The organism is Leclercia adecarboxylata, assembly GCF_006874705.1.
Classification (GTDB): domain Bacteria; phylum Pseudomonadota; class Gammaproteobacteria; order Enterobacterales; family Enterobacteriaceae; genus Enterobacter; species Enterobacter adecarboxylatus_C.
The window spans coordinates 3023706-3043139 of sequence record NZ_CP035382.1 but is presented as its reverse complement, the minus strand read 5'-3'; the positions used below and the strand labels follow the sequence as shown (position 1 = coordinate 3043139).

At 59.8% G+C, this 19434-nt stretch carries 17 protein-coding genes and 1 pseudogene; 8 read left to right on the top strand and 10 right to left on the bottom strand.

The genetic code is table 11. The features are described from left to right. The first annotated feature begins 4 nt into the window (after nucleotides 1–4). Nucleotides 5–1504 (top strand): FGGY family carbohydrate kinase, encoded by a 1500-nt coding sequence (locus ES815_RS15405; protein WP_142488561.1) that lies wholly within the window; start codon nucleotides 5–7, stop codon nucleotides 1502–1504. 96 nt (nucleotides 1505–1600) lie between these two features. Here the strand turns inward: ES815_RS15405 and ES815_RS15400 are convergent, their stop codons facing one another. From ES815_RS15400 to ES815_RS15390, 3 genes are all read right to left on the bottom strand, one after another. Continuing rightward, on the bottom strand, nucleotides 1601–1753 hold the full coding sequence (locus tag ES815_RS15400; protein WP_142488559.1) for a Hok/Gef family protein: 153 nt from the start codon (nucleotides 1751–1753) through the stop codon (nucleotides 1601–1603). A gap of 344 nt (nucleotides 1754–2097) precedes the next feature. Beyond that, nucleotides 2098–2250: a Hok/Gef family protein gene (locus ES815_RS15395; protein WP_142488557.1), complete on the bottom strand. Its 153-nt coding sequence runs from the start codon at nucleotides 2248–2250 to the stop codon at nucleotides 2098–2100. Nucleotides 2251–2490: 240 nt separating this feature from the next. Continuing rightward, complete coding sequence (locus tag ES815_RS15390) at nucleotides 2491–3204, bottom strand: GNAT family N-acetyltransferase (RefSeq protein WP_142488555.1); 714 nt, start codon at nucleotides 3202–3204, stop codon at nucleotides 2491–2493. Nucleotides 3205–3413: 209 nt separating this feature from the next. Between ES815_RS15390 and ES815_RS15385 the strand changes: the two genes are divergently transcribed. From ES815_RS15385 to ES815_RS15365, 5 genes are all read left to right on the top strand, one after another. Next, complete coding sequence (locus tag ES815_RS15385; protein WP_142488553.1) at nucleotides 3414–4982, top strand: ABC transporter substrate-binding protein; 1569 nt, start codon at nucleotides 3414–3416, stop codon at nucleotides 4980–4982. A gap of 138 nt (nucleotides 4983–5120) precedes the next feature. Next, complete coding sequence (locus ES815_RS15380) at nucleotides 5121–6134, top strand: ABC transporter permease (RefSeq protein ID WP_142488551.1); 1014 nt, start codon at nucleotides 5121–5123, stop codon at nucleotides 6132–6134. Further along, a complete protein-coding gene (locus ES815_RS15375; RefSeq protein WP_142488549.1) occupies nucleotides 6134–6967 on the top strand; it encodes an ABC transporter permease in 834 nt (277 codons plus the stop codon). The genes ES815_RS15380 and ES815_RS15375 overlap by 1 nt, the downstream gene beginning before the upstream one ends. Continuing rightward, nucleotides 6960–7796, top strand: coding sequence for an ABC transporter ATP-binding protein (locus ES815_RS15370; protein ID WP_142488547.1), 837 nt, complete (start codon nucleotides 6960–6962; stop codon nucleotides 7794–7796). Before ES815_RS15375 ends, ES815_RS15370 begins: the two co-directional genes overlap by 8 nt. Then, complete coding sequence (locus tag ES815_RS15365) at nucleotides 7783–8493, top strand: ABC transporter ATP-binding protein (RefSeq protein ID WP_142488546.1); 711 nt, start codon at nucleotides 7783–7785, stop codon at nucleotides 8491–8493. The genes ES815_RS15370 and ES815_RS15365 overlap by 14 nt, the downstream gene beginning before the upstream one ends. A gap of 75 nt (nucleotides 8494–8568) precedes the next feature. Here ES815_RS15365 and ES815_RS15360 read toward each other — a convergent pair whose 3' ends face one another. From ES815_RS15360 to ES815_RS15345, 4 genes and pseudogenes are all read right to left on the bottom strand, one after another. Then, nucleotides 8569–9051: a cold-shock protein gene (locus ES815_RS15360; protein ID WP_142488545.1), complete on the bottom strand. Its 483-nt coding sequence runs from the start codon at nucleotides 9049–9051 to the stop codon at nucleotides 8569–8571. Between the two features lie 96 nt (nucleotides 9052–9147). Then, nucleotides 9148–9393, bottom strand: coding sequence for a YmjA family protein (locus ES815_RS15355; RefSeq protein WP_142488543.1), 246 nt, complete (start codon nucleotides 9391–9393; stop codon nucleotides 9148–9150). Nucleotides 9394–9472: 79 nt separating this feature from the next. Then, nucleotides 9473–9787, bottom strand: a pseudogene (locus tag ES815_RS15350) (cupin domain-containing protein); the annotation flags it as partial. 40 nt (nucleotides 9788–9827) lie between these two features. After that, a complete protein-coding gene (locus ES815_RS15345) occupies nucleotides 9828–10265 on the bottom strand; it encodes a nuclear transport factor 2 family protein (protein WP_142488542.1) in 438 nt (145 codons plus the stop codon). Nucleotides 10266–10458: 193 nt separating this feature from the next. Here ES815_RS15345 and ES815_RS15340 point away from each other — a divergent pair, with 193 nt between their 5' ends. Further along, nucleotides 10459–11580 carry a YbdK family carboxylate-amine ligase gene (locus tag ES815_RS15340; RefSeq protein WP_142488541.1) on the top strand — a complete coding sequence of 374 codons (1122 nt, stop codon included), beginning with the start codon at nucleotides 10459–10461 and terminating at the stop codon, nucleotides 11578–11580. Here ES815_RS15340 and ES815_RS15335 read toward each other — a convergent pair. The 3 genes from ES815_RS15335 to ES815_RS15325 all read right to left on the bottom strand — a co-directional run bounded on the left by ES815_RS15335 (nucleotide 11570) and on the right by ES815_RS15325 (nucleotide 18523). Further along, nucleotides 11570–14665 carry an efflux RND transporter permease subunit gene (locus tag ES815_RS15335; RefSeq protein WP_142488540.1) on the bottom strand — a complete coding sequence of 1032 codons (3096 nt, stop codon included), beginning with the start codon at nucleotides 14663–14665 and terminating at the stop codon, nucleotides 11570–11572. The genes ES815_RS15340 and ES815_RS15335 overlap by 11 nt on opposite strands. Nucleotides 14666–14674: 9 nt before the next feature. Beyond that, a complete protein-coding gene (locus ES815_RS15330) occupies nucleotides 14675–15739 on the bottom strand; it encodes an efflux RND transporter periplasmic adaptor subunit (RefSeq protein WP_142488538.1) in 1065 nt (354 codons plus the stop codon). Nucleotides 15740–15802: 63 nt separating this feature from the next. Further along, nucleotides 15803–18523 (bottom strand): cation-transporting P-type ATPase, encoded by a 2721-nt coding sequence (locus ES815_RS15325; RefSeq protein WP_142488537.1) that lies wholly within the window; start codon nucleotides 18521–18523, stop codon nucleotides 15803–15805. Between the two features lie 488 nt (nucleotides 18524–19011). Between ES815_RS15325 and ES815_RS15320 the strand changes: the two genes are divergently transcribed. Further along, nucleotides 19012–19260: a DUF1158 domain-containing protein gene (locus ES815_RS15320; protein WP_142488536.1), complete on the top strand. Its 249-nt coding sequence runs from the start codon at nucleotides 19012–19014 to the stop codon at nucleotides 19258–19260. The last annotated feature ends 174 nt before the right edge of the window (nucleotides 19261–19434 follow it).

The following is a 19434-nucleotide window of genomic DNA, read 5'->3' as shown; positions in this document are numbered from 1 at the left end:
CGCAATGTCGGTGAGCAAGGACATTATTATTGCCCTCGACGAGGGTACCACCAACGCCAAAGCGGTGGCGCTGGACGCAAGCGGTCATGTGGTAGCGAGCTTCTCCCGGGCGCTGGCGATCCAGACCCCGCACGAAGGCTGGGTGGAGCAGTCTGCTGAACTGCTGGTCGAGGCCTCCCTCGAGGTGGTGGCCCGGGCGATTGCCACCGTTGGGGCGGAGAGAGTTGCCGCGCTGGCGATCAGCAATCAGCGTGAAACCGTCGTGGGCTGGTATCGGGCAACCGGCAAGCCCATTGCTCCGGCGCTCAGCTGGCAGTGTTCCCGCACCGCGTCCTTTTGCCATCAGCTACGGGAAAATGGCTACGGGCCGCAGATCAAGGCGGCAACGGGCCTGCCCATCGCCCCGCTGTTCTCGGCCTCTAAAATGCGCTGGCTGCTGGATAATACCCCCGACGGCACGCAGCGCGCCGCCCGGGGGGAGATCTGCCTCGGCACCGTTGACAGCTGGCTGCTGTGGCAGTTGACCCAGGGCCTGTCGTTCAGCTGCGACCACGCCAACGCCGCCCGCACCCAGCTGATGAACCTGCATACCGCCGACTGGGATCCGCAGATGCTGGCGCTGTTTGGCATCCCGCGCGCGGCGCTACCGGATATCAAGCCCTCCAGCGGACTGTTTGGTTACACTTGCGGCTGTCCGTCGATCCCTGACGGACTGCCGGTGATGGCGATGATTGGCGACTCCCACGCTGCGCTCTTTGCCCATGGTCTGGGTGCCGAAGGCTGCGTGAAGGCGACCTACGGCACCGGTTCGTCGGTGATGGCACCGGTCTCCTCCGCCCGCTGCGACGTTAGCGCGCTGGCCACCACCGTGGCGTGGCATGATGGCGACACCCTGGTCTACGGCCTTGAGGGCAATATTCCGCACACCGGCGATGCGGTGGCATGGATGGCGGACAGCACCGGCTTAAGTGAGCTGTCGCAGGCGGAGCTGGCCCATGAGCTGAACACCCTGCCCCGCTCGGTGGACTCCACCCTCGGCGTCTATTTTGTTCCAGCGCTGACCGGTCTTGGCGCCCCCTGGTGGGATGAAAACGCACGCGGCATGATCCACGGCCTGAGCCGGGGCGTGAAGCGGGCGCACCTGATCCGCGCGGCCCTGGAATCGATCGCCTATCAGATTGCCGACGTCGTTGAGGCGATGCGGGTCCATCCGGGCTTTACCCTCAACGGATTGATGGTTGACGGCGGGCCGACGAAAAACGACTGGCTGATGCAGTATCAGGCGGACCTGCTCGGCTGTCCGGTGATGCGCAGCGACGTGCCGGAGCTCTCCGCGATGGGGGCCGCCCTGCTGGCCCGTAAGGCGCTGTTTAACCTGACCACCGCGCAGCTGCGCCAGTATCTGCCGGAACATGTCACTTTTACACCCGACATGGCGCGTCACGCCCGGTTGCAGAGCCGCTGGCAAGCCTGGCAGGAGACCGTTGAACGAGTAAGAACGTAAAAATGCCCCGTCCGGCTCATCACCAGACGGGGCAAAAAAACGGGTGCCTGTACCAAACCGACAACCGGATAAGCGGGGATTGCTCCCCGCATACCGCTACTTCTTCGTTTCGTAAGCGAGAACAGCTTTCACTTCCATATCGCGCTCCTTAAAGCTCACTTCGCATAGCTGCTCGTGAACCAGAAACGTGACGCCCAGCACCGTTAAACTCAGGACCAGGATCGCCGCAAAGGCGTACTTGTTAAGCATGTCATTGCCTCCTTGCTAAGAAGAGGCTACCATCCAAATTGTCTAGGTTTGGAGTGGTAGCCCCGGTTGATGGAAACATCTCCGGGGCTTTTGCTTTCTGACTCACCACACCTGCCTGAGCTCAGAAAGCATCAGGCACCCGCCGCAATATTACTCTCGTATCGCTGAAAAAAGCGCCATTAAACTGTGTATTTAACCAGTAAAATGACGTTTTCAGAATACGTTTAGGATGCCGCTACCATAAATAAAAATGCCCCGTCCGGCTCATCACCAGACGGGGCAAAAAAACGGGTGCCCGAACCAAACCGACAACCGGATAAGCGGGGATTGCTCCCCGCGTACCGCTACTTCTTCGTTTCGTAAGCGAGAACAGCTTTCACTTCCACATCACGCTCCTTAAAGCTCAGCTCGCATAACTGCTCGTGAACCAGAAACGTGACGCCCAGCACAGTTAAACCCAGTACCAGGATCGCCGCAAAGGCGTACTTGTTAAGCATGTCATTGCCTCCTTGCTAAGAAGAGGCTACCATCCAAATTGTTTGGGTTTGGAGTGGTAGCCCCGGTTGATGGAAACATCTCCGGGGCTTTTGCTTTCTGGCCCACCACGCCTGCCTGAGCTCAGAAAGCATCAGGCACCCGCCGCTATATTACTCCCGTATCGTCTAAAAAATCGCCTTTTAACTGTATATTTAACCAGTAAAATAACCTTTTCGGAATACGTTCAGATTGCCGGGAAATCAGGCGGTTTCCGGGCGCACATGAAACGTCTCTAGGCGTCTGATTTGTCGTCCCTCCGCATCAAAATTATCCGCAGCCAGCCAGCCGCGAATGGCCGCGTCCCGCTCCGGCCATTCGCTGTCAATGATGGATAACATATCGCTGTCGCGGTTGCGGCCTTTACGTACCAGTTTCTGCCGCAGCCGCCCTTCCCAGACAAAGCCCAGCCGCTCGGCGGCCCGACGCGAAGCAATGTTCATCGAATCGCACTTCCACTCCAGTCGACGGTAGCCCCGTTCAAAGCCATACTTCAGCAGCAGCCAGACGGCTTCAGTGCCGAGCGGGCTGTTTTTCATTTTCCGCGACCAGGTGACATGACCAATCTCCACCGAGCCCAGCTGCTGTTCAATTGCCATGTAACAGACCAGCCCAACGGCGCGCTCGCTGCGGCGATCGATCACCGCAAAAGGCACCAGTCCCTCATCCTGCACCTTGACCTGCAACCAGTCGACGGTAGCTTCTACGCTGGCAGGTTGATTGCTGGCAAGCCAGGTCCAGTCGCTGTCGTCGCCCAGCGCGTACGCCTCGAACAGATCCACCGCATGCTCTACCGCATCCAGCGGTTCAAGACGGCAAAAACGCCCTTCCAGTACCCCACGCTCCAACACGCTGGCCCCCTGCCAGCCGGGAACAGGATCGTTAACGGTCTGCCCCCAGATATTGATTTCCGGCACGCTCTCCCCCTTTTGTTTGTTAATAGATTGTTATTTCACAATACAGGATTGCCTGCATAACGGTACCGCTGGCCCCGCTAATAACTATAAATAATTCATTATGCGCTACGGGAATAAGCTAAGCAGAATTAAGACTTTCCTAATTTCTGTCCGCCCCCCTAACGTAACGGTCTATAAAACAATCAAAAACAAGACGTTCAGGGATCGTTATGACCAAAAAACTACTGCCGTTACTGGTGCTGGCTGCGCTGACAGCAACCGCCCATGCCGCTACGCCACCTGATACGCTGGTTGTCGCTCAGGGTCTGGATGACATTGTGAGCCTCGATCCGGCCGAAGCCAACGAGCTCTCCAGTATCCAGACCGTGCCCAGCCTGTATCAGCGCCTGGTGCAGCCTGACCGCGATAACCCGGAAAAAATCACCCCGATCCTGGCCGAAAGCTGGGAGGCGGATGCGGCAGCAAAAACCCTGACCATCAAGCTGAAGCCGGACGCGAAATTTGCCTCCGGCAACCCGCTGCGTGCGGAAGATGTCATCTTCTCGTATACCCGCGCCATCACCCTGAACAAGTCCCCGGCCTTTATTCTTAACATGCTGGGCTGGGAGCCGGGCAACATCGCCAGCCAGCTGAAAAAGGTGGATGATCACACGCTGCAGCTGCACTGGACGGCAGACGTGAGTCCGGCCGTTGCGCTGAATATCCTCTCCACGCCGATTGCCTCCATCGTGGATGAAAAGCTGGTCACCGCCAATGTCAAAGGCGATGACTTTGGCAACGCCTGGCTGAAGATGCACTCTGCAGGCAGCGGCGCGTATAAAATGCGCGTCTACCAGCCGCATCAGGCCATCGTGCTGGAAGCCAACGCCAGTGCGCCGGGCGGCGCGCCGAAGCTGAAAAATATTATTATCAAAAACGTGCCGGATCCGGCCTCCCGTCGCCTGCTGATCGAGCAGGGTGACGCCGATGTCGCCCGCGATCTCGGTGCTGACCAGGTGGGTGCCCTCACCGGCAAACCGGGCGTCACCGTGCTGAGCATCCCCTCTGCGGAGCAGAACTACCTGGTGTTTAACGCTGGCAACAGCGCCAACCCCCTGCTGAATAACCCGGCCTTCTGGGAAGCGTCACGCTGGCTGGTGGATTATGAAGGCATCACCAAAGATCTGCTGAAAGGCCAGTACTTTGTCCACCAGAGCTTCCTGCCGGTAGGCCTGCCAGGCGCTCTGGAGAATAACCCGTTCAAATTTGATCCGGCCAAAGCGAAAGAGATTCTGGCGAAAGCGGGTATCAAAGACGCGCACTTCACCCTCGATGTGGAGAACAAACCACCGTTTATCACTATCGCCCAGTCGATGCAGGCGAGCTTTGCCCAGGGTGGCGTGAAGATCGAGCTCCTGCCAGCGGCCGGTAGCCAGGTGTATGCCCGCGTGCGGGCCAAACAGCACCAGGCCGCTATCCGTCTGTGGATCCCGGATTACTTCGACGCCCACTCCAACGCCAGCGCCTTCGCGTGGAATGACGGCAAATCCAGCACCGTGGCCGGGCTTAACGGCTGGCAGATCCCGGAACTCAACAAAGCCACGCTGGCGGCAGTGGCCGAGCCGGATCCGGCCAAACGCCTCGACCTGTATAAGCAGATGCAGGAGCAGCTGCAGCAGACCTCGCCGTACGTGTTTGTCGATCAGGGCAAAACCCAGATTGTGGTGCGTGATAACGTGAAGGGTTATCAGCAGGGGCTCAATGCGGATATGGTCTGGTACGATAAGGTCACGAAATAGCCCAGTATGTCGGCCACGTACATGCGATCATCGCCCGGCGGCGCTGCGCTTGCACGGGCCTACAAAACCTCTCCACGCACGATGATATTTTGTAGGCCGGGTAAGGCGAAGCCGCCACCCGGCATGAAGAGATCTCCCATGCCACATCTTTCCACCCGCGTGCTCCAGGGCCTGCTGACCCTGTTCCTCACGCTGCTCGGGCTTTTGCTCGTGACCTTTGCGCTCTCTGCGCTCTCGCCGGTCGATCGCGTTTTGCAGATCGTCGGCGATCATGCCAGCCAGTCCACCTACGATCAGGTTCGCCACCAGCTCGGGCTGGATCGGCCGCTGCCGGTGCAGTTCTGGCACTATCTGGTTAATCTGGTGCAGGGCGACCTCGGCACCGCCAGTGCCACCGGGCAGCCGGTGCTGCAGGATCTGCTGCACGCCTTCCCGGCCACCCTGGAGCTGGCCACCCTGGCGCTGATCCTCGGTTCCCTGCTGGGGGTGATGGCCGGGGTGCTGTGCGCCCGTTATGTCGGTTCGCCGCTCGACCTGGTTATCCGCACCCTCACCCTGCTAGGCAACTCGGTGCCCATTTTCTGGCTCGGGCTACTGATGCTGGCGCTGTTCTACGCGAAGCTGCAGTGGAGCGCCGGGCCCGGCAGGCTGGACGATATCTGGCAATATACCGTTGAGCCGCGCAGCGGATTTGCGCTGATCGACACCTGGCTTTCCGGCGACATGGCGGCCTTTAAAAACGCCGTCAGCCATCTGGTTTTGCCGGTGCTGCTGCTGGCCTACTATTCGCTGGCGAGCATCACCCGCCTGACGCGCTCCGCGTGCCTGAGCGAGATGAACAAAGAGTACATCCTGCTGGCACGAGCCAAAGGGGCGGGTGAGATGACCATTCTGCTGCGCCACGTGCTGCCCAATATTCGCAGCACACTGCTCACCGTGATTGCGCTGGCCTACACCAGCATGCTGGAGGGCGCGGTGTTAACCGAGACCGTCTTCTCGTGGCCGGGAATTGGTCGCTACCTCACCACCGCCCTGTTCGCCGGGGATACCACCGCCATCATGGGCGGAACGCTGCTGATCGGCGTCTGTTTCGTGCTGATCAATAATCTGACCGACCTGCTGGTGCGGTTCACTGACCCAAGGGTGCGCTGATGCCGTTTTATCTGTTTTTACGACGTCTGCGCCGCTCGCCGGCGGCATTCTGCGGGCTGGTCATCATTACCCTGCTGCTGCTGGTGGCGCTGTTCGCCCCGTGGCTGGCCCCGGTCGATCCGAACTGGCAGGACGCCGCTGCACGACTGCAGGCCCCCAATGCCCAGCACTGGCTCGGCACCGACAGCTACGGCCGCGACCTGCTCTCACGCTTAATTTATGGCAGCCGTCCGGCGCTGGGACTGGTGGCGCTGGTCACCGTTATCACCCTGCCCGCCGGGCTGCTGGTAGGAATTTTATCCGGCTACTACGGCGGCTGGCTGGAGCGGGTGTTAATGCGCTTTACCGACGTGGTGATGTCGATGCCGCGGCTGATCCTCGCCTTTGCCTTTGTCGCCATGCTCGGTCCGGGGCTGGTCAACGGCGCGCTGGCGCTGGCGTTAACCACCTGGCCGGCCTACGCCCGGCAGGCGCGCAGCGAGATCCAGCGTCTGCGCCACAGCGACTATCTGGCGGCGGCCGAAATGATGGGCATTCGCGGTTTTCGCCTGCTGCTAGGGCATCTTCTGCCGCTGTGTCTGCCCTCGGCCATCGTGCGCCTGGCGCTCGATCTGGCCGGGATTATCCTGGCGGCGGCCGGGCTGGGCTTCCTCGGCCTCGGCGCACGTCCCCCGATGGCGGAATGGGGGGCGATGATTGCCGACGGGATGCAGGTCATTTTCGATCAGTGGTGGATTGCCGCTATTCCGGGCGGAGCGATCCTGATTGCCAGCCTGGCCTTTAACCTGCTGGGCGACGGCCTGCGCGACGTGCTGGAGCCACAACATGACTGAACCCCGCATTATTGTCGATTCCCTGACGATTGATTATCCCGCCGCGCGGGTGGTTAACAACGTCAGCTTTACCCTGGGCAATGAGCGGCTGGCGCTGGTCGGGGAATCCGGCTCGGGCAAGTCGATGACCGCCCGGGCACTGATGGGGCTGGTGCGCAAGCCAGGCCGGGTCAGCGCACAGCGGCTCAATGTGCTGGGGCACGATCTCACTAACCTGTCGCCGCGCGGCTGGCGACAACTTCGCGGTAACGAGATTGCGATGGTGCTTCAGGATCCGCGCTACGCCCTTAACCCGGTAAAAAATGTGCTGGCGCAGCTGGATGAGGCCTTAACCCTGCACCAGAAACTGTCGCGACGGGAACGGCTGGAGCGCATCCACGAGATGATCCACGCCGTGGGTCTGACCGACGCGGTGCTCAGCCGCTATCCGGGGGAACTCTCCGGCGGCATGGGCCAGCGGGTGATGATTGCCATTGCGCTCATCAACAACCCGCGGGTGCTGATTGCCGATGAACCCACCTCCGCGCTCGATGCCCGCCTGCGTAACCAGATCCTCGAGCTGCTGGTGGAGCAGTGCGCGCAACGCCAGATGGCGATGCTGCTGATTAGCCACGATTTGCCGCTGGTGGCGGAGCATTGCGATCGCGTGCTGGTGATGTATCAGGGCGAAAAGGTGGATGAGATGGCAGCGAGCCAGCTGCCTCAGGCCACCCATCCTTATACGCAAACGCTGTGGACCTGCCGCCCTGCTGCCAACACGTTCGGGCAGATGCTGCCGACGCTCGACCGCACTCAGCCCTGGAAGGAGGTGACTCATGGCACTCGTTAACGTAGAACAGCTACAGGTGACCTTCGGGGAAAAAACGGCGGTTTCTGCCGCCAGCTTTACGATTGAGCAAGGTGAAACCTTCAGCCTGATCGGTGAATCGGGCTGCGGGAAATCGACCATTCTGCGGGTGCTGGCCGGGCTACAGCGCCAGTGGCACGGCAATATTCAGGTGCTGGGCGACAAACTCCAGCCCGGGGTACGTTTTACCGGCTCGCTGCGCCGCAACGTACAGATGGTGTTTCAGGATCCCTGGGCTTCGCTGCACCCCAATCACACCATCTCGCGCACCCTGGCGGAGCCGTTACGGATCCACGGTGAAACGCAGATAGCGGAAAAGGTGGCGGAGGCGCTGCAGCAGGTGGGGCTGGCTGCCGATGCGGGCAAGCGCTATCCCCACCAGCTCTCCGGCGGGCAGCGTCAGCGTGTGGCAATTGCCCGGGCGCTGCTGTTACGCCCGCAGCTTCTGCTGCTTGATGAGCCCACCTCGGCGCTGGATATGTCGGTGCAGGCCGAAATTCTCAACCTGCTGAATCGCCTGAAACAGCAGCACGGAATGACCTACCTGCTGGTGAGCCATGATGCGGATGTGATTGCCCATATGTCGGATCGGGCGGCGTTTATGGCGGGAGGTGTGATCCAGCGTTTTTTTGACCGTGAGGCCTTAAACGCAGGTGAACATCGGATGAACCAGGGGTAGTGCCCGGCGGCGCTGCGCTTGCACGGGCCTACCATATCGGCCGGGTAAGGCGTAGCCGCCCCCCGGCAGTGCAGATTACATCAGGTTCTTAAGCTGTTTTACCGTAGCATCAATGTCGATTTCATCTTCGGAGAAAATAAACGTTTTGCCCTGGAAGGTGGTGATCGCCAGTTTTTTCAACGTGCGCATCTCGCCTGTTTTCGCGGCTGATTTTGGGGCGATATTTCCCATCAGGCTCTTCACCGACAGCACCTCTTTATCCAGTTTGGTGTCGGCAGACTCTTCTTCGCTGTACACCAGGTAAGACTTGATGGAGGTGATCTTATGACGCTCGCCATCAATGAAGATGTATTTGCTTTCCGGTATCACTTTAACCGCAAACGCCGACAACCCTTTGTTGTTGGTGGTGGGTTCAAACGTCACCGCGGCATCTTTCTTAATCAGATCAGGGTTGGCGACCTTAATCACATGAAAATAGCGGTTGTCGCCGTTTTCATCTTTGATAAATCCAAACCCCTTATCTTCAAACCAGGTTGTGATTGTTCCGTTCATCGCCATCGCCGTTACCGCCCAATTAATCGTTTATCAACTCAATTTTTGCCGCGCGCAGTGTAAAGCACAACGCCTGCGCAGACTACGTCTTTCACGCAGGAACTACTCATTGCCCCACTGATTGAGGAAATTGGCAATATCATCGATACGCTGCGCGTTGATACCCGCTTCCACCGCCATCTCGGTCTGCGCCTCTTCGCTGATCTCTTCGTTATTCATCAAGCGGGTGATCAGCAGCTGGAAATAGAGCGCCAGCGGATCGCGTTCGGCTTCGCTTACCGGGGTGGCGGCTTCCGTCGTGTACTCATCCACGATGTCATAATATTTAATCGGTACGTCGTTGCTCATAAGTGTTCCTCAGGATGTCAGATGCTGCCTGATAATAGCATTCTCCCGCGTTTTTTTCTGGCATCCCTGCCGGATAACCTTAGATCCAGACATCGTTTTCAGCGGTGCGCGCTCCGCCTTCGTGTCCGGTACTCAGGACGCCGCAAGGCTCGATCATCATCATTTTCACCGTCTCTTCCGCAGAGGTTTTATGCTCAACGCCTTTGGGAATCACGTACATCTCTCCCGGATGAATGAGGATATGCCCGTCGCGAAAATCGATCCGTAAAACGCCCTCGATAACAATAAAGGCTTCATCGGTCTCCGGGTGGGCGTGCCAGATAAAATCACCGGAAATTTTGACGATTTTAAACTGGTAATCATTCATCTGAGCGATGACTTTCGGCTGCCAGTGTTCGAGAGGATGAAGAAAAAAGCCCGTCCATCAGGCGGTATCACCCGCTGCGTACCCTCTTCTTCACGCCGCGTACGGCCCAGCCCAGCAGAGGAAGATGTTCATAAATCATCTCTCCGGCATCGTAGTAATCGCGCTGGCGAACGATCATATCGTCCTCAATTTCCACGAATGAGCACCCCGGCAAAGAGAGCGTTCCGCCTCCGGCCATCCGCGGATGTGACCAGTGCATGGTCCATGTCACGACAAAACGCCGGGCGTCATACAGAGGGGGATCGAGGGTGAAACGGCATGAGTCGACGTTAGCCAGCAGGTGCATGAAATAGCGCTGGATCGAAAACAGTCCTTTGTGCTCGCCAAAAGGATCGAAAAGTATGGCGTTAGCATCATAGAGCGCGACAAGCGCCGAGGGGGGCTGGTTATCCAGATCGGCGTAGTAATCTACAAATCTGTCGATGACGGATGGCAGTGCGCTCATAAATCCTACCCTGTATTTGAACAACATCGTGGTTGCGGCATAGTTAAAACTTACACAACCAATGTATTTTGTCCAAGTTTAGGCTTTTCTATTTTTTAATGACAGCGCTCACCCGCAGCCAATGCCTTCACCTGCCCGGAGCGAGATCCCCCCGTTGTCTATACTCAACTCATCACAGACAACGGAGTGCGCTATGCCTTTACCCGACTTTCATTCCTCTGAACCCTATACCCTGGGCATCGAACTGGAGCTGCAGGTGGTTAACCCGCCGGGCTACGATCTTAGCCAGGACTCCTCCGCCCTGATCGACGCCGTGAAAAACGACATCAAAGCCGGAGAGGTGAAGCATGACATCACCGAAAGCATGCTCGAGATCGCCACCGGCGTGTGCCACAACATCGACCAGGCGGCGGCGCAGTTCTCCGCCATGCAGCAGAGCATCCTGCGCGCCGCGGCGGAGCACCATATCCGGATCTGCGGCGGCGGCACGCATCCGTTTCAGAAATGGCAGCGTCAGGAGGTGTGCGAGGACGAGCGTTATAACGCCACGCTGGAGCGCTTTGGCTATCTGATTTTGCAGGCCACGGTATTCGGCCAGCACGTCCACGTGGGGTGTCGCACCGGCGATGACGCCATTTACCTGCTGCACGGCCTGTCGCGCTTCGTGCCGCACTTTATCGCCCTGGCGGCAACCTCGCCCTACATGCAGGGCACCGACACGAAGTTTGCTTCATCGCGCCTCAATATCTTCTCGGGGTTCCCGGATAACGGCCTGATGCCGTGGGTTAACAGCTGGCAGGAGTTCGAGGGTCTGTTTCGTCGCCTGAGCCACACCAGCATGATCGACAGCATCAAAGATCTGCACTGGGACATTCGCCCCAGCCCGCATTTTGGCACCGTGGAGGTGCGGGTGATGGATACGCCGCTCACCCTCGCCCATGCCATCAATATCGCCGGGCTGATTCAGGCCACCTCGCACTGGCTGCTGACCACGCGGCCTTATAAGCATCAGGAAGCGGATTTTCTGCTGTACCGCTTTAACCGTTTTCAGGCCTGTCGCTACGGGTTAGCGGGGATCCTGACGGACGTGCATACCGGAGAGCAGAAAACCATTGCGGAGGATCTCGCCTGGCTGCTGGAGCGCGTGGCGCCGTCTGCGGAGAAGCTGGGCGCGACGAGCGCGATTCAGGAGATTGGCCTGATGCTGAAGCAGGGCAAGAGCGAGGCGCAGCGCATGCGGGACTTTATCGCAGACGGTGGCTCGCTCATCTCCTTAGTGCAAAAACATGCCGAGCTGTGGGCGACTAATCCGTAAGCCGGTGCCCCCACTCGCGCAGGCGCTGGAACAGCACAAACAGCGCCGGGATAAAGACAATCCCCACCACGGTGGCCACCAGCATGCCGCTGAACACCGTGGTGCCGATGATACGGCGGCTCTGGGCACCGGCTCCGGTCGCCAGCATCATCGGCAGGACCCCGATAATGAACGACACGGCGGTCATCATCACTGCCCGGAAGCGGCGGGACGCCCCCTCGCGGGCAGCATCGACAATGGCCACTCCCTCCATGCGCCGCGCGCGGGCAAACTCGACGATCAGGATGGCGTTCTTGGCGGCAAGGGCGATCAGCAGCACCAACCCAATCTGCACGTAAACGTCGTTGGCGTACCCCGCTATCCACAGCCACACCAGCGCCCCGCCGAGGGCAAACAGCACCGAGAGCATCACGCTCGCCGGCAGCGTCCAGCTTTCGTACTGGGCGACGAGGAACAGCCACGCCATGACCACCGCCGCCAGCACGATCCAGATCGCCTGGTTGCCGGTCTGCTGCTCCTGATACGACATGCCGCTCCAGGCGTAGTCGTATCCGGCGGGCAGATTCTCTGCCAGAAGCTGCCCCATCACCGCCATTGCGGTACTGCTGCTCCCCCCTTGCGCCGCCGAGCCGCTTACCGACACCGACGGGAACTGGTTGTACTGCTGCAGGAACGGCGCGCCGACGGTCGGGGTGATGGTGACGAGGTTGCTCAGGCGTACCCGCTCGCCGTTATTGCTGCGCACGAACAGCTCGCTGATTTGCTCCGCGCGCTCGCGCCACTGCATCTCGTTTTGCATCACCACCTGGTAGACGCGGTTGTTGACGCTGAAATCCCCGGCGCGGGTGCCGCCAAAAGCGGTTTGCAGGCTGCTGAAGATGCGCGACACCGGCACGTCGAGGCGTGCGGCCCGCTCGCGGTCAACGGTTAGGGTCAGCTGGGGCACGTTGCTGCTCCAGGTGGTGAACACCCGGCTCAGCTGCGGGTGCTGGTTGGCTTTCGCCAGCACCTCCCGGGTGACGCGTTCCAGCTCCGCCGGGCTCTGCCCCGTCTGGGCCTGAATGCGCAGGTCGAAGCCGGAGGCGTTGCCCAGCCCCGGCAGCGTCGGGGGCGCGAAGGTCATGATGGTCGCTTCCGGCAGGGCCAGCAATTGGTGCTGCAATGTGCCCATCACCGCATCCAGCGGTGGCCGCTCGCTCCAGTCCCTCAGCATCACGGAGATAAAGCCGCCGTTGGAGGCGCTGGTGCCGTTGAGAATGTTGAACCCGGAGACCTGAATCACGTCCTCCACCGCCGGATTTTTGGCGATCAGCGCCCGCGCCGTCGCCATCACCGCTTCGGTCCGTTCCAGCGAGGCCGACTCCGGCAGCTGGACGCTGGCGAAGAAGTAGCCCTGATCTTCCTGGGGCAGGAAGCCTTTTGGCATCGACATAAAGCTGAACGCGACGACAGCCGCCGCGCCTGCGGTCGCCAGCAGCGCCAGCCACGGGCGCAGGTTTAAAACGTTCACGATGCGGGTGTAAAGATTGCGCGTGGCGTCCAGCCCGCGGTTGAAGGTGCGATAGACTGCCGCCGGGCGCGCAGGACGCGGGCGCAGCAGCATCGCACAGAGCGCGGGCGTCAGGGTCAGCGCCACCAGGCTTGAGAGCGTCACTGCGGTGGAGAGCGTGACCGCAAACTGGCGATACAGCTCGCCGACAATTCCCGGCAGCAGCGCTACCGGCACAAACACCGCCAGCAGCACCAGGGTGGTGGCAATCACCGGCCCGGCAATCTGCCGCAGCGCCTGGGCGGTGGCCGCCGTGCGGCTCTGCCCTTCCGCCATCAGCGTTTCGACGCTCTCCACCACCACAATGGCGTCATCCACCACCATGGTCAGCGCCAGAATAATGGCGAACAGGCTGAGGGTGTTGGCGGAATAACCCAGCGTATAGAGCACCGCAAAGGTGCCCACCAGCGACACCGGAATGGCGAGCGCGACAATCAGCGTCGCGCGCCAGCTTTGCAAAAACAGGGAAACCACTACCACCACCGCCAGCAGGGTCAGCGCCAGCGAAACGCCAATCTCCTTGATGGTGGCCGCAACAAAGGAGGTAGTGTCGAATTTCACTTCGTACGTCAGATCGCCCGGGAAGCGTGCGGACAAACGTTCCAGCTCGGCGCGCACCGCGTCAGCCACGCGCAGGGCGTTGGCGGACGGCGTGGGGTAGATGCCGAGGTAGGCGGAGTCATGCCCGTTCAGCTGTGCGCCGGAGCTGTAGCTGCGGGAGCCGAGTTCAATGGTGGCGACATCCTTCAGGCGCACCAGCTGGCCCATCTCCCCCGCGCGGATAATGATCCCGGCGAAATCTTCAGCCTGATTTAAGCGCCCCAGCCCGTTAATGGTCAGGGTCTGCTGCTGGCCGTTAAACACCGGTGGCGTGCCGACCTGGCCTGCCGCCCCCTGCACGTTCTGCTCCCGCAGCGCCTGGGCCACGTCGTCGGTGGTGACGTTCAGGGCGTTCATGCGGTCCGGACGCAGCCAGATGCGCATGCTGTAGTCCCGCGCGCCAAACATCTGCACCTGCCCAACGCCCGGCAGGCGGGACAGCGCCTCGCGCACCTGGGTGCTGGCGTAGTTGCTGACGAACAGCGGCGTGTGGGTGTTGTTCGGTGAGTAAAGGCTTACCCCCATCATCAGGTTAGTGGCGCGCTTGCGCACCTGCACGCCGTTTTGCTGCGCCTCGGCGGGCAGCTGCGCCACGGCCTGCGCGACGCGGTTTTGCACGTCGATGGCGGCTAAATCGGGGTCCGTTCCTGCGGCAAAGGTGATGTTCAGGCTGTAGCTGCCTTCGTCCGAGCTGGTGGATTCCATATAGAGCATATGATCCACGCCGTTCAGCTGGGTCTCCAGCGGCGTGGCGATGGCTTCCGCCACGTCAGCCGCGCTGGCACCGGGCCATGACGCTGACACATTCACGACCGGGGGCGTGATCTGCGGATACTGCTCCACCGGAATCATCCTCAGCGCGATAGCCCCCAGCAGGGTGATGACCAGCGCGATCACCATTGCGAAGCGCGGGCGTTTGATGAAAAACGTCAGCATGGTGGCTCCTTAATTGAGTATCTGAACGGCAGCGCCTTGCTGCACGCGCTGCGCGCCGTCAGTAATCGCTCGCTCACCGGACTCGATGCCGGAGGCAATCTGAAACTGCTGGCCGATCTGCCCGGCAAGGGTCAGCGGGCGTTGTTCGGCTTTACCGTCGGCGTTAACCACCCAGGCGAAGTATCCGTTACCGTTTTGCTGCACCGCCGCGGCGGGCAGGGTCAGCACTGGCTGAACGCTTGCCGGGCGCAGATACAGGTTTACGTTGCCGCCGGGCAATAGCTGATGGCGCGGGTTGGCAAACTCGGCGCGCAGCATCACGCTGGCGGTGCGCGGGTCGATGCGGTTATCCACGGACGTCAGTTCCCCGCTGATGCGCTGACCGTTGCTGTCTATCAGCACCTGCCAGGCCTGCTTCATGGCGCGAATGTCCGAATGCTGCCCGGCTTTAGTGGCGAAGGCTCCCTCCTCCAGCGCAAAGGCAATGCGGATCGGGTCGAGCTGCACCACCTCCACCAGCACGCCGCTGGCCGGGTTCACGAGGCTGCCCATGTGGAAGTTGCTGTGTCCCACGCGGCCATCAATGGGCGCGGTAATGCGGGTGTACGCCAGGGTGACGCTACGGGTTTCGAGCCGGGCTTTCGCCTGCTCAAGCGCGGCGCGGGCGACGTCGCGCTGCATGCGGGCGTTATCCACGTCGTGACGACTGATGGCGTTGTTACTGCCTAGGCTCTCAAAGCGGGAGAGCTGCTGCTGCGCCTGACGCAGGGTGGCTTCTGCGCTCCTGACTTCGGCCTGCGCCAGGCGCAGGGCGGCCCGCGGCTCGGCGTTGTCCAGCTCAAACAGCAGGTCTCCCTTTTTCACATACTGCCCGTCGCGGAAGTGCACCCGGGCGATCACGCCCTCCGTGCGCGCCCGCAGTTCAACGGTGTGTATGGCTTCGACGCGGCCCGGGATCTGGCGCTCGGCGGCGTGGGCGGTCTGCTCCACGGTGGCGACGCGCACGGGGATGGCGGCGGCAAAGGCGGTTTGCAGGGCGCAGGTGAGGAGTACGCACAGGAAGGTCAGTTTCATGGGGATTATCTCTGAATATGACCCTCTCCCCTGTAGGGAGAGGGTGAGGGGTAAGGTTTGAGGTTATGCAGCCTTACGGAACCTGCGGGTCAGGCGCTTCTCGATTTCGACGATGAAGAACATCACGCTCGCCATCCCCAGGGTGACGCCCCAGTAGCGCAGCGGCAGAGCTTCGGTGCCGAATAGCATCTGCATAAACGGCAGGTAGATAATCGCCAGCTGCAGCAAAAGCAGCACGCCCGTCACCAGCCAGATCCCTTTGTTTGCCAACAGGCCGCGGTTCAGGGAGAAGCCCCCGGTGTTGCGGCAGTTAATCATGTAGACCCACTGGGCACAGACCAGCATCTGCAGCAGCACGGTACGGATAAACTCTGCGCTGTGGCCGCGCGGGGCCAGCCAGGCTTCCAGCGCAAAGGCGGCGACGGCAATCAGGGTACCGACGAAGGCCACGCGCCAGACGGCGTAGGCATCCATCACGTGCTGCCCGGTCTGACGCGGTGGACGACGCATGATGTTGCGCTCGGCGGCTTCAAAGGCCAGTCCGAAAGAGAGCGTGGCGGAGGTCGCCATGTTCATCCACAGGATCAGCACCGGCGTCAGCGGAATGATGTTCCCCGCCAGCAGGGCAATCACAATCAGCAGCCCCTGCGCGAGGTTGGTCGGCATGATGAACAGAATGGTCTTCTTCAGGTTGTCGTAGACGCGACGGCCCTCTTTTACCGCACTGGCAATGGTGGCGAAGTTGTCGTCGGTCAGCACCATGTCGGCGGCTTCTTTGGTCACTTCGGTGCCCTTGATGCCCATGGCAATGCCCACGTCCGCCTGGCGCAGGGCCGGGGCGTCGTTCACGCCGTCGCCGGTCATGCCGACGATCTCGCCCTGCTCCTGCAAGGCCTTCACCAGACGCAGCTTATGCTCCGGGCTGGTACGGGCGAAGATGTCGTACTCCCCCGCCGCTTTTGCGAGCCCGGCATCATCCATATGCTCCAGCTGATAGCCGGTTACCGCCTGGGCGCTGTTGGCGATCCCCAGCATCTGCCCGATGCTCATCGCCGTCTGCGGGTGATCCCCGGTGATCATCTTCACGCGGATCCCCGCCTGCTGGCAGGCGTGAATGGCGTCGATCGCCTCCGGGCGCGGTGGATCCATCATCCCGGCGATGCCGAGGAAGATCAGGCCGTGGCTGAGGTCGTCGTGGGTCAGCTCCTGTTCACCGTTCGCCGGTTTGAACGCCGCGGCCACCATGCGCAGCCCCTGGCGGGCATAGCGCTCCATCTCGGTTTCCCAGTACGCGCGGTTAAAGGCTTCTGCGCCGTTACGGGTCTGCTGCTCTGCGCAGAGGGCGAAAATGACGTCCGGCGCGCCGGTGATCAGGATCTGCTCCTCGCTGCCAATCTGGTAGTGGGTGCTCATGTACTTGTACTGTGAGTCGAACGGGATCTTGTTGAGCAGCGTGGTCATCACCGGCATGAGGTGGGCTTTCGCTGCCAGTACCTTCAGCGCGCCTTCGGTCGGCCCACCGGTAATGCTCCACAGGCCGCGCTCGTCCTGAATCATCTGGCTGTCGTTACACAGGTCAATGGTGCGCAGATACTGTTCCAGCACGGTGCCCGGCTGGATCTGTACCGGCTCGTCGCTGCCCTCAAGGCAGATATTGCCTTCCGGGGAATAGCTGTCACCCTCGACGCGGTAGCAGCTGTCAGCGGTGATGATCGCTTTGACGGTCATCTCGTTCATGGTCAGGGTGCCGGTTTTATCCGAGCAGACCACGGTCATCGCCCCTAACGTCTCTACGGTAGGCAGCTTGCGGATGATGGCCCGCTTACGCGCCATCGCCTGCACGCCAAGCGACAGGATAATCGAGATGATGGCTGGCAGACCTTCCGGCACCGCGGCCACCGCCAGGCTGATTAACGACAGCAGCAGTTCGCCGAGCGGCATATCACGCAGCAGCAGGCTGAAGACAAAGAGCGCGGCCATCATCGCCATAATCAGGCCGAAGATGGCTTTGCCGAGCTTGTCCATCTGCACCAGTAGCGGGGTGCGGTGTTTTTCAATTCCGGCCATCATCTGGTTGATGTGGCCCAGCTCGGTCTGCTGACCGGTGGCAATCACCACGCCCAGGCCGCCGCCCGCGCTGACGGTGGTGCCGGAGAACAGCAGATTGGTGCGGTCGCCCAGGGTTAATTCCCCGGTCAGCGGCAGAATATGTTTATCGACCACCGTAGATTCGCCGGTGAGGATCGCCTCTTCCACGCGTAAATTATGCGCCTCGATCACCCGCATATCTGCCGGAATACGATCTCCGGCGCGCAGGACAATAATATCCCCGGGAACTATTTCAGTTGTCGGTATTGTTTCATGGGCCCCTTCGCGAATAACGCGCGCATCGCTGGCAAGCATATTTCGGATACTGCTCAGGGATTTTTCGGCGTTACTCTCCTGAATATGACCAATTAAGGCATTAATCACCGCCACACCCAGAATCACCAGAGTATCGACCCAGTGGCCCATTATTGCGGTTAACACCGCGGCGGCCAGCAGGACGTAAATTAAGACGTCGTTAAAATGGGCCAGAAAACGCAGCCACGCTGGTCTGGCTTTTTTTTCCGGCAGGGCATTGGGGCCATGCTGCTGCAGGCGCGCCTGAGCTTCGGCACGGCTCAGGCCAGACGTGTTGCTGTGCTGCGCCGCGAGGGCCTGCTCGACGGTCTGCTGATAAGCCTGCGTCGGTGCGTGGTCCGCCGTGGACGGTGGCGTGTGAGGGTGATGTATTTTGGTCATATTTCAGCTCCTTCAGTTCGCAGTGAGCAAAAGCCTGAATTCCATTTCTGCTTTTATAAATCGTCAGGCGTTAATTTAATGGGTTGTCACGGCAATTAATTTAACGCACTATTATTTCTGTCGATGGCATTAAACAGAAAACGTTTCATTTCAATGCGGTGATTTTTACAAATTATTTCTAAACCTAAACTAAACGAGGGGTCAGCATGTTTGGAATTTATCGCGGGCGTCGCCTGGCGTTATATATTATCGCAGCCATTGTTATTGCGACGTTAATTGGATATAGCACTTATACCTTTGTAAAACTATTTTCCGGCGGGTGACAATAATTTACATTAACGCAGGTTAATTGAATTAGCGGGTATCTGGCAGGGGAATATCAGCAAATTAGCGGGCGATTATTTATCGCCCGCGCACCTGATAGAGGATATTGCTTTACGAAGCCCTATCCGGGAGAATGTTATTTTTAACTGACGATTAACATAATCATGAGACACCCGTTAGAAACACTGTTAACGGCAGGCGGCATCTTGCTGATGGCCTTTCTCTCCGTTCTGCTGCTGCCTGCACCTTCGCTGGGGCTGGTGGTGGCACAGAAGCTGATGAGCACCTTCCATCTGATGGATCTCAACCAGCTTTACACCATTATCTTCTGCCTGTGGTTTTTACTGCTCGGCACCGTTGAGTTCTTTGTCCTGCGCTTCATCTGGCGCCGCTGGTTTTCGCAGGCCGATTAATCTCAGCGATCCGCCGTTTCTCCCCTGAATGCGTCCCGTTCAGGGAGAACGTCTCATCACGGCCATAATCATTCTATCAATAAATGATTTTTTATCATTTATAATCAATGGCATATAAGAAATAATCAAAATCCGATTTCCCCCGCCTGAGCACCGCAACAAAACCCGTTAATG

Coding starts and splice junctions, on each gene's coding strand:
- ES815_RS15405 (WP_142488561.1), top strand. CDS start 5: ATGTCGGTGAGCAAGGACATTATTATTGCCCTCGACGAGGGTACCACC.
- ES815_RS15400 (WP_142488559.1), bottom strand. CDS start 1,753: ATGCTTAACAAGTACGCCTTTGCGGCGATCCTGGTCCTGAGTTTAACG.
- ES815_RS15395 (WP_142488557.1), bottom strand. CDS start 2,250: ATGCTTAACAAGTACGCCTTTGCGGCGATCCTGGTACTGGGTTTAACT.
- ES815_RS15385 (WP_142488553.1), top strand. CDS start 3,414: ATGACCAAAAAACTACTGCCGTTACTGGTGCTGGCTGCGCTGACAGCA.
- ES815_RS15380 (WP_142488551.1), top strand. CDS start 5,121: ATGCCACATCTTTCCACCCGCGTGCTCCAGGGCCTGCTGACCCTGTTC.
- ES815_RS15375 (WP_142488549.1), top strand. CDS start 6,134: ATGCCGTTTTATCTGTTTTTACGACGTCTGCGCCGCTCGCCGGCGGCA.
- ES815_RS15370 (WP_142488547.1), top strand. CDS start 6,960: ATGACTGAACCCCGCATTATTGTCGATTCCCTGACGATTGATTATCCC.
- ES815_RS15365 (WP_142488546.1), top strand. CDS start 7,783: ATGGCACTCGTTAACGTAGAACAGCTACAGGTGACCTTCGGGGAAAAA.
- ES815_RS15360 (WP_142488545.1), bottom strand. CDS start 9,051: ATGGCGATGAACGGAACAATCACAACCTGGTTTGAAGATAAGGGGTTT.
- ES815_RS15355 (WP_142488543.1), bottom strand. CDS start 9,393: ATGAGCAACGACGTACCGATTAAATATTATGACATCGTGGATGAGTAC.
- ES815_RS15345 (WP_142488542.1), bottom strand. CDS start 10,265: ATGAGCGCACTGCCATCCGTCATCGACAGATTTGTAGATTACTACGCC.
- ES815_RS15340 (WP_142488541.1), top strand. CDS start 10,459: ATGCCTTTACCCGACTTTCATTCCTCTGAACCCTATACCCTGGGCATC.
- ES815_RS15335 (WP_142488540.1), bottom strand. CDS start 14,665: ATGCTGACGTTTTTCATCAAACGCCCGCGCTTCGCAATGGTGATCGCG.
- ES815_RS15330 (WP_142488538.1), bottom strand. CDS start 15,739: ATGAAACTGACCTTCCTGTGCGTACTCCTCACCTGCGCCCTGCAAACC.
- ES815_RS15325 (WP_142488537.1), bottom strand. CDS start 18,523: ATGACCAAAATACATCACCCTCACACGCCACCGTCCACGGCGGACCAC.
- ES815_RS15320 (WP_142488536.1), top strand. CDS start 19,012: ATGAGACACCCGTTAGAAACACTGTTAACGGCAGGCGGCATCTTGCTG.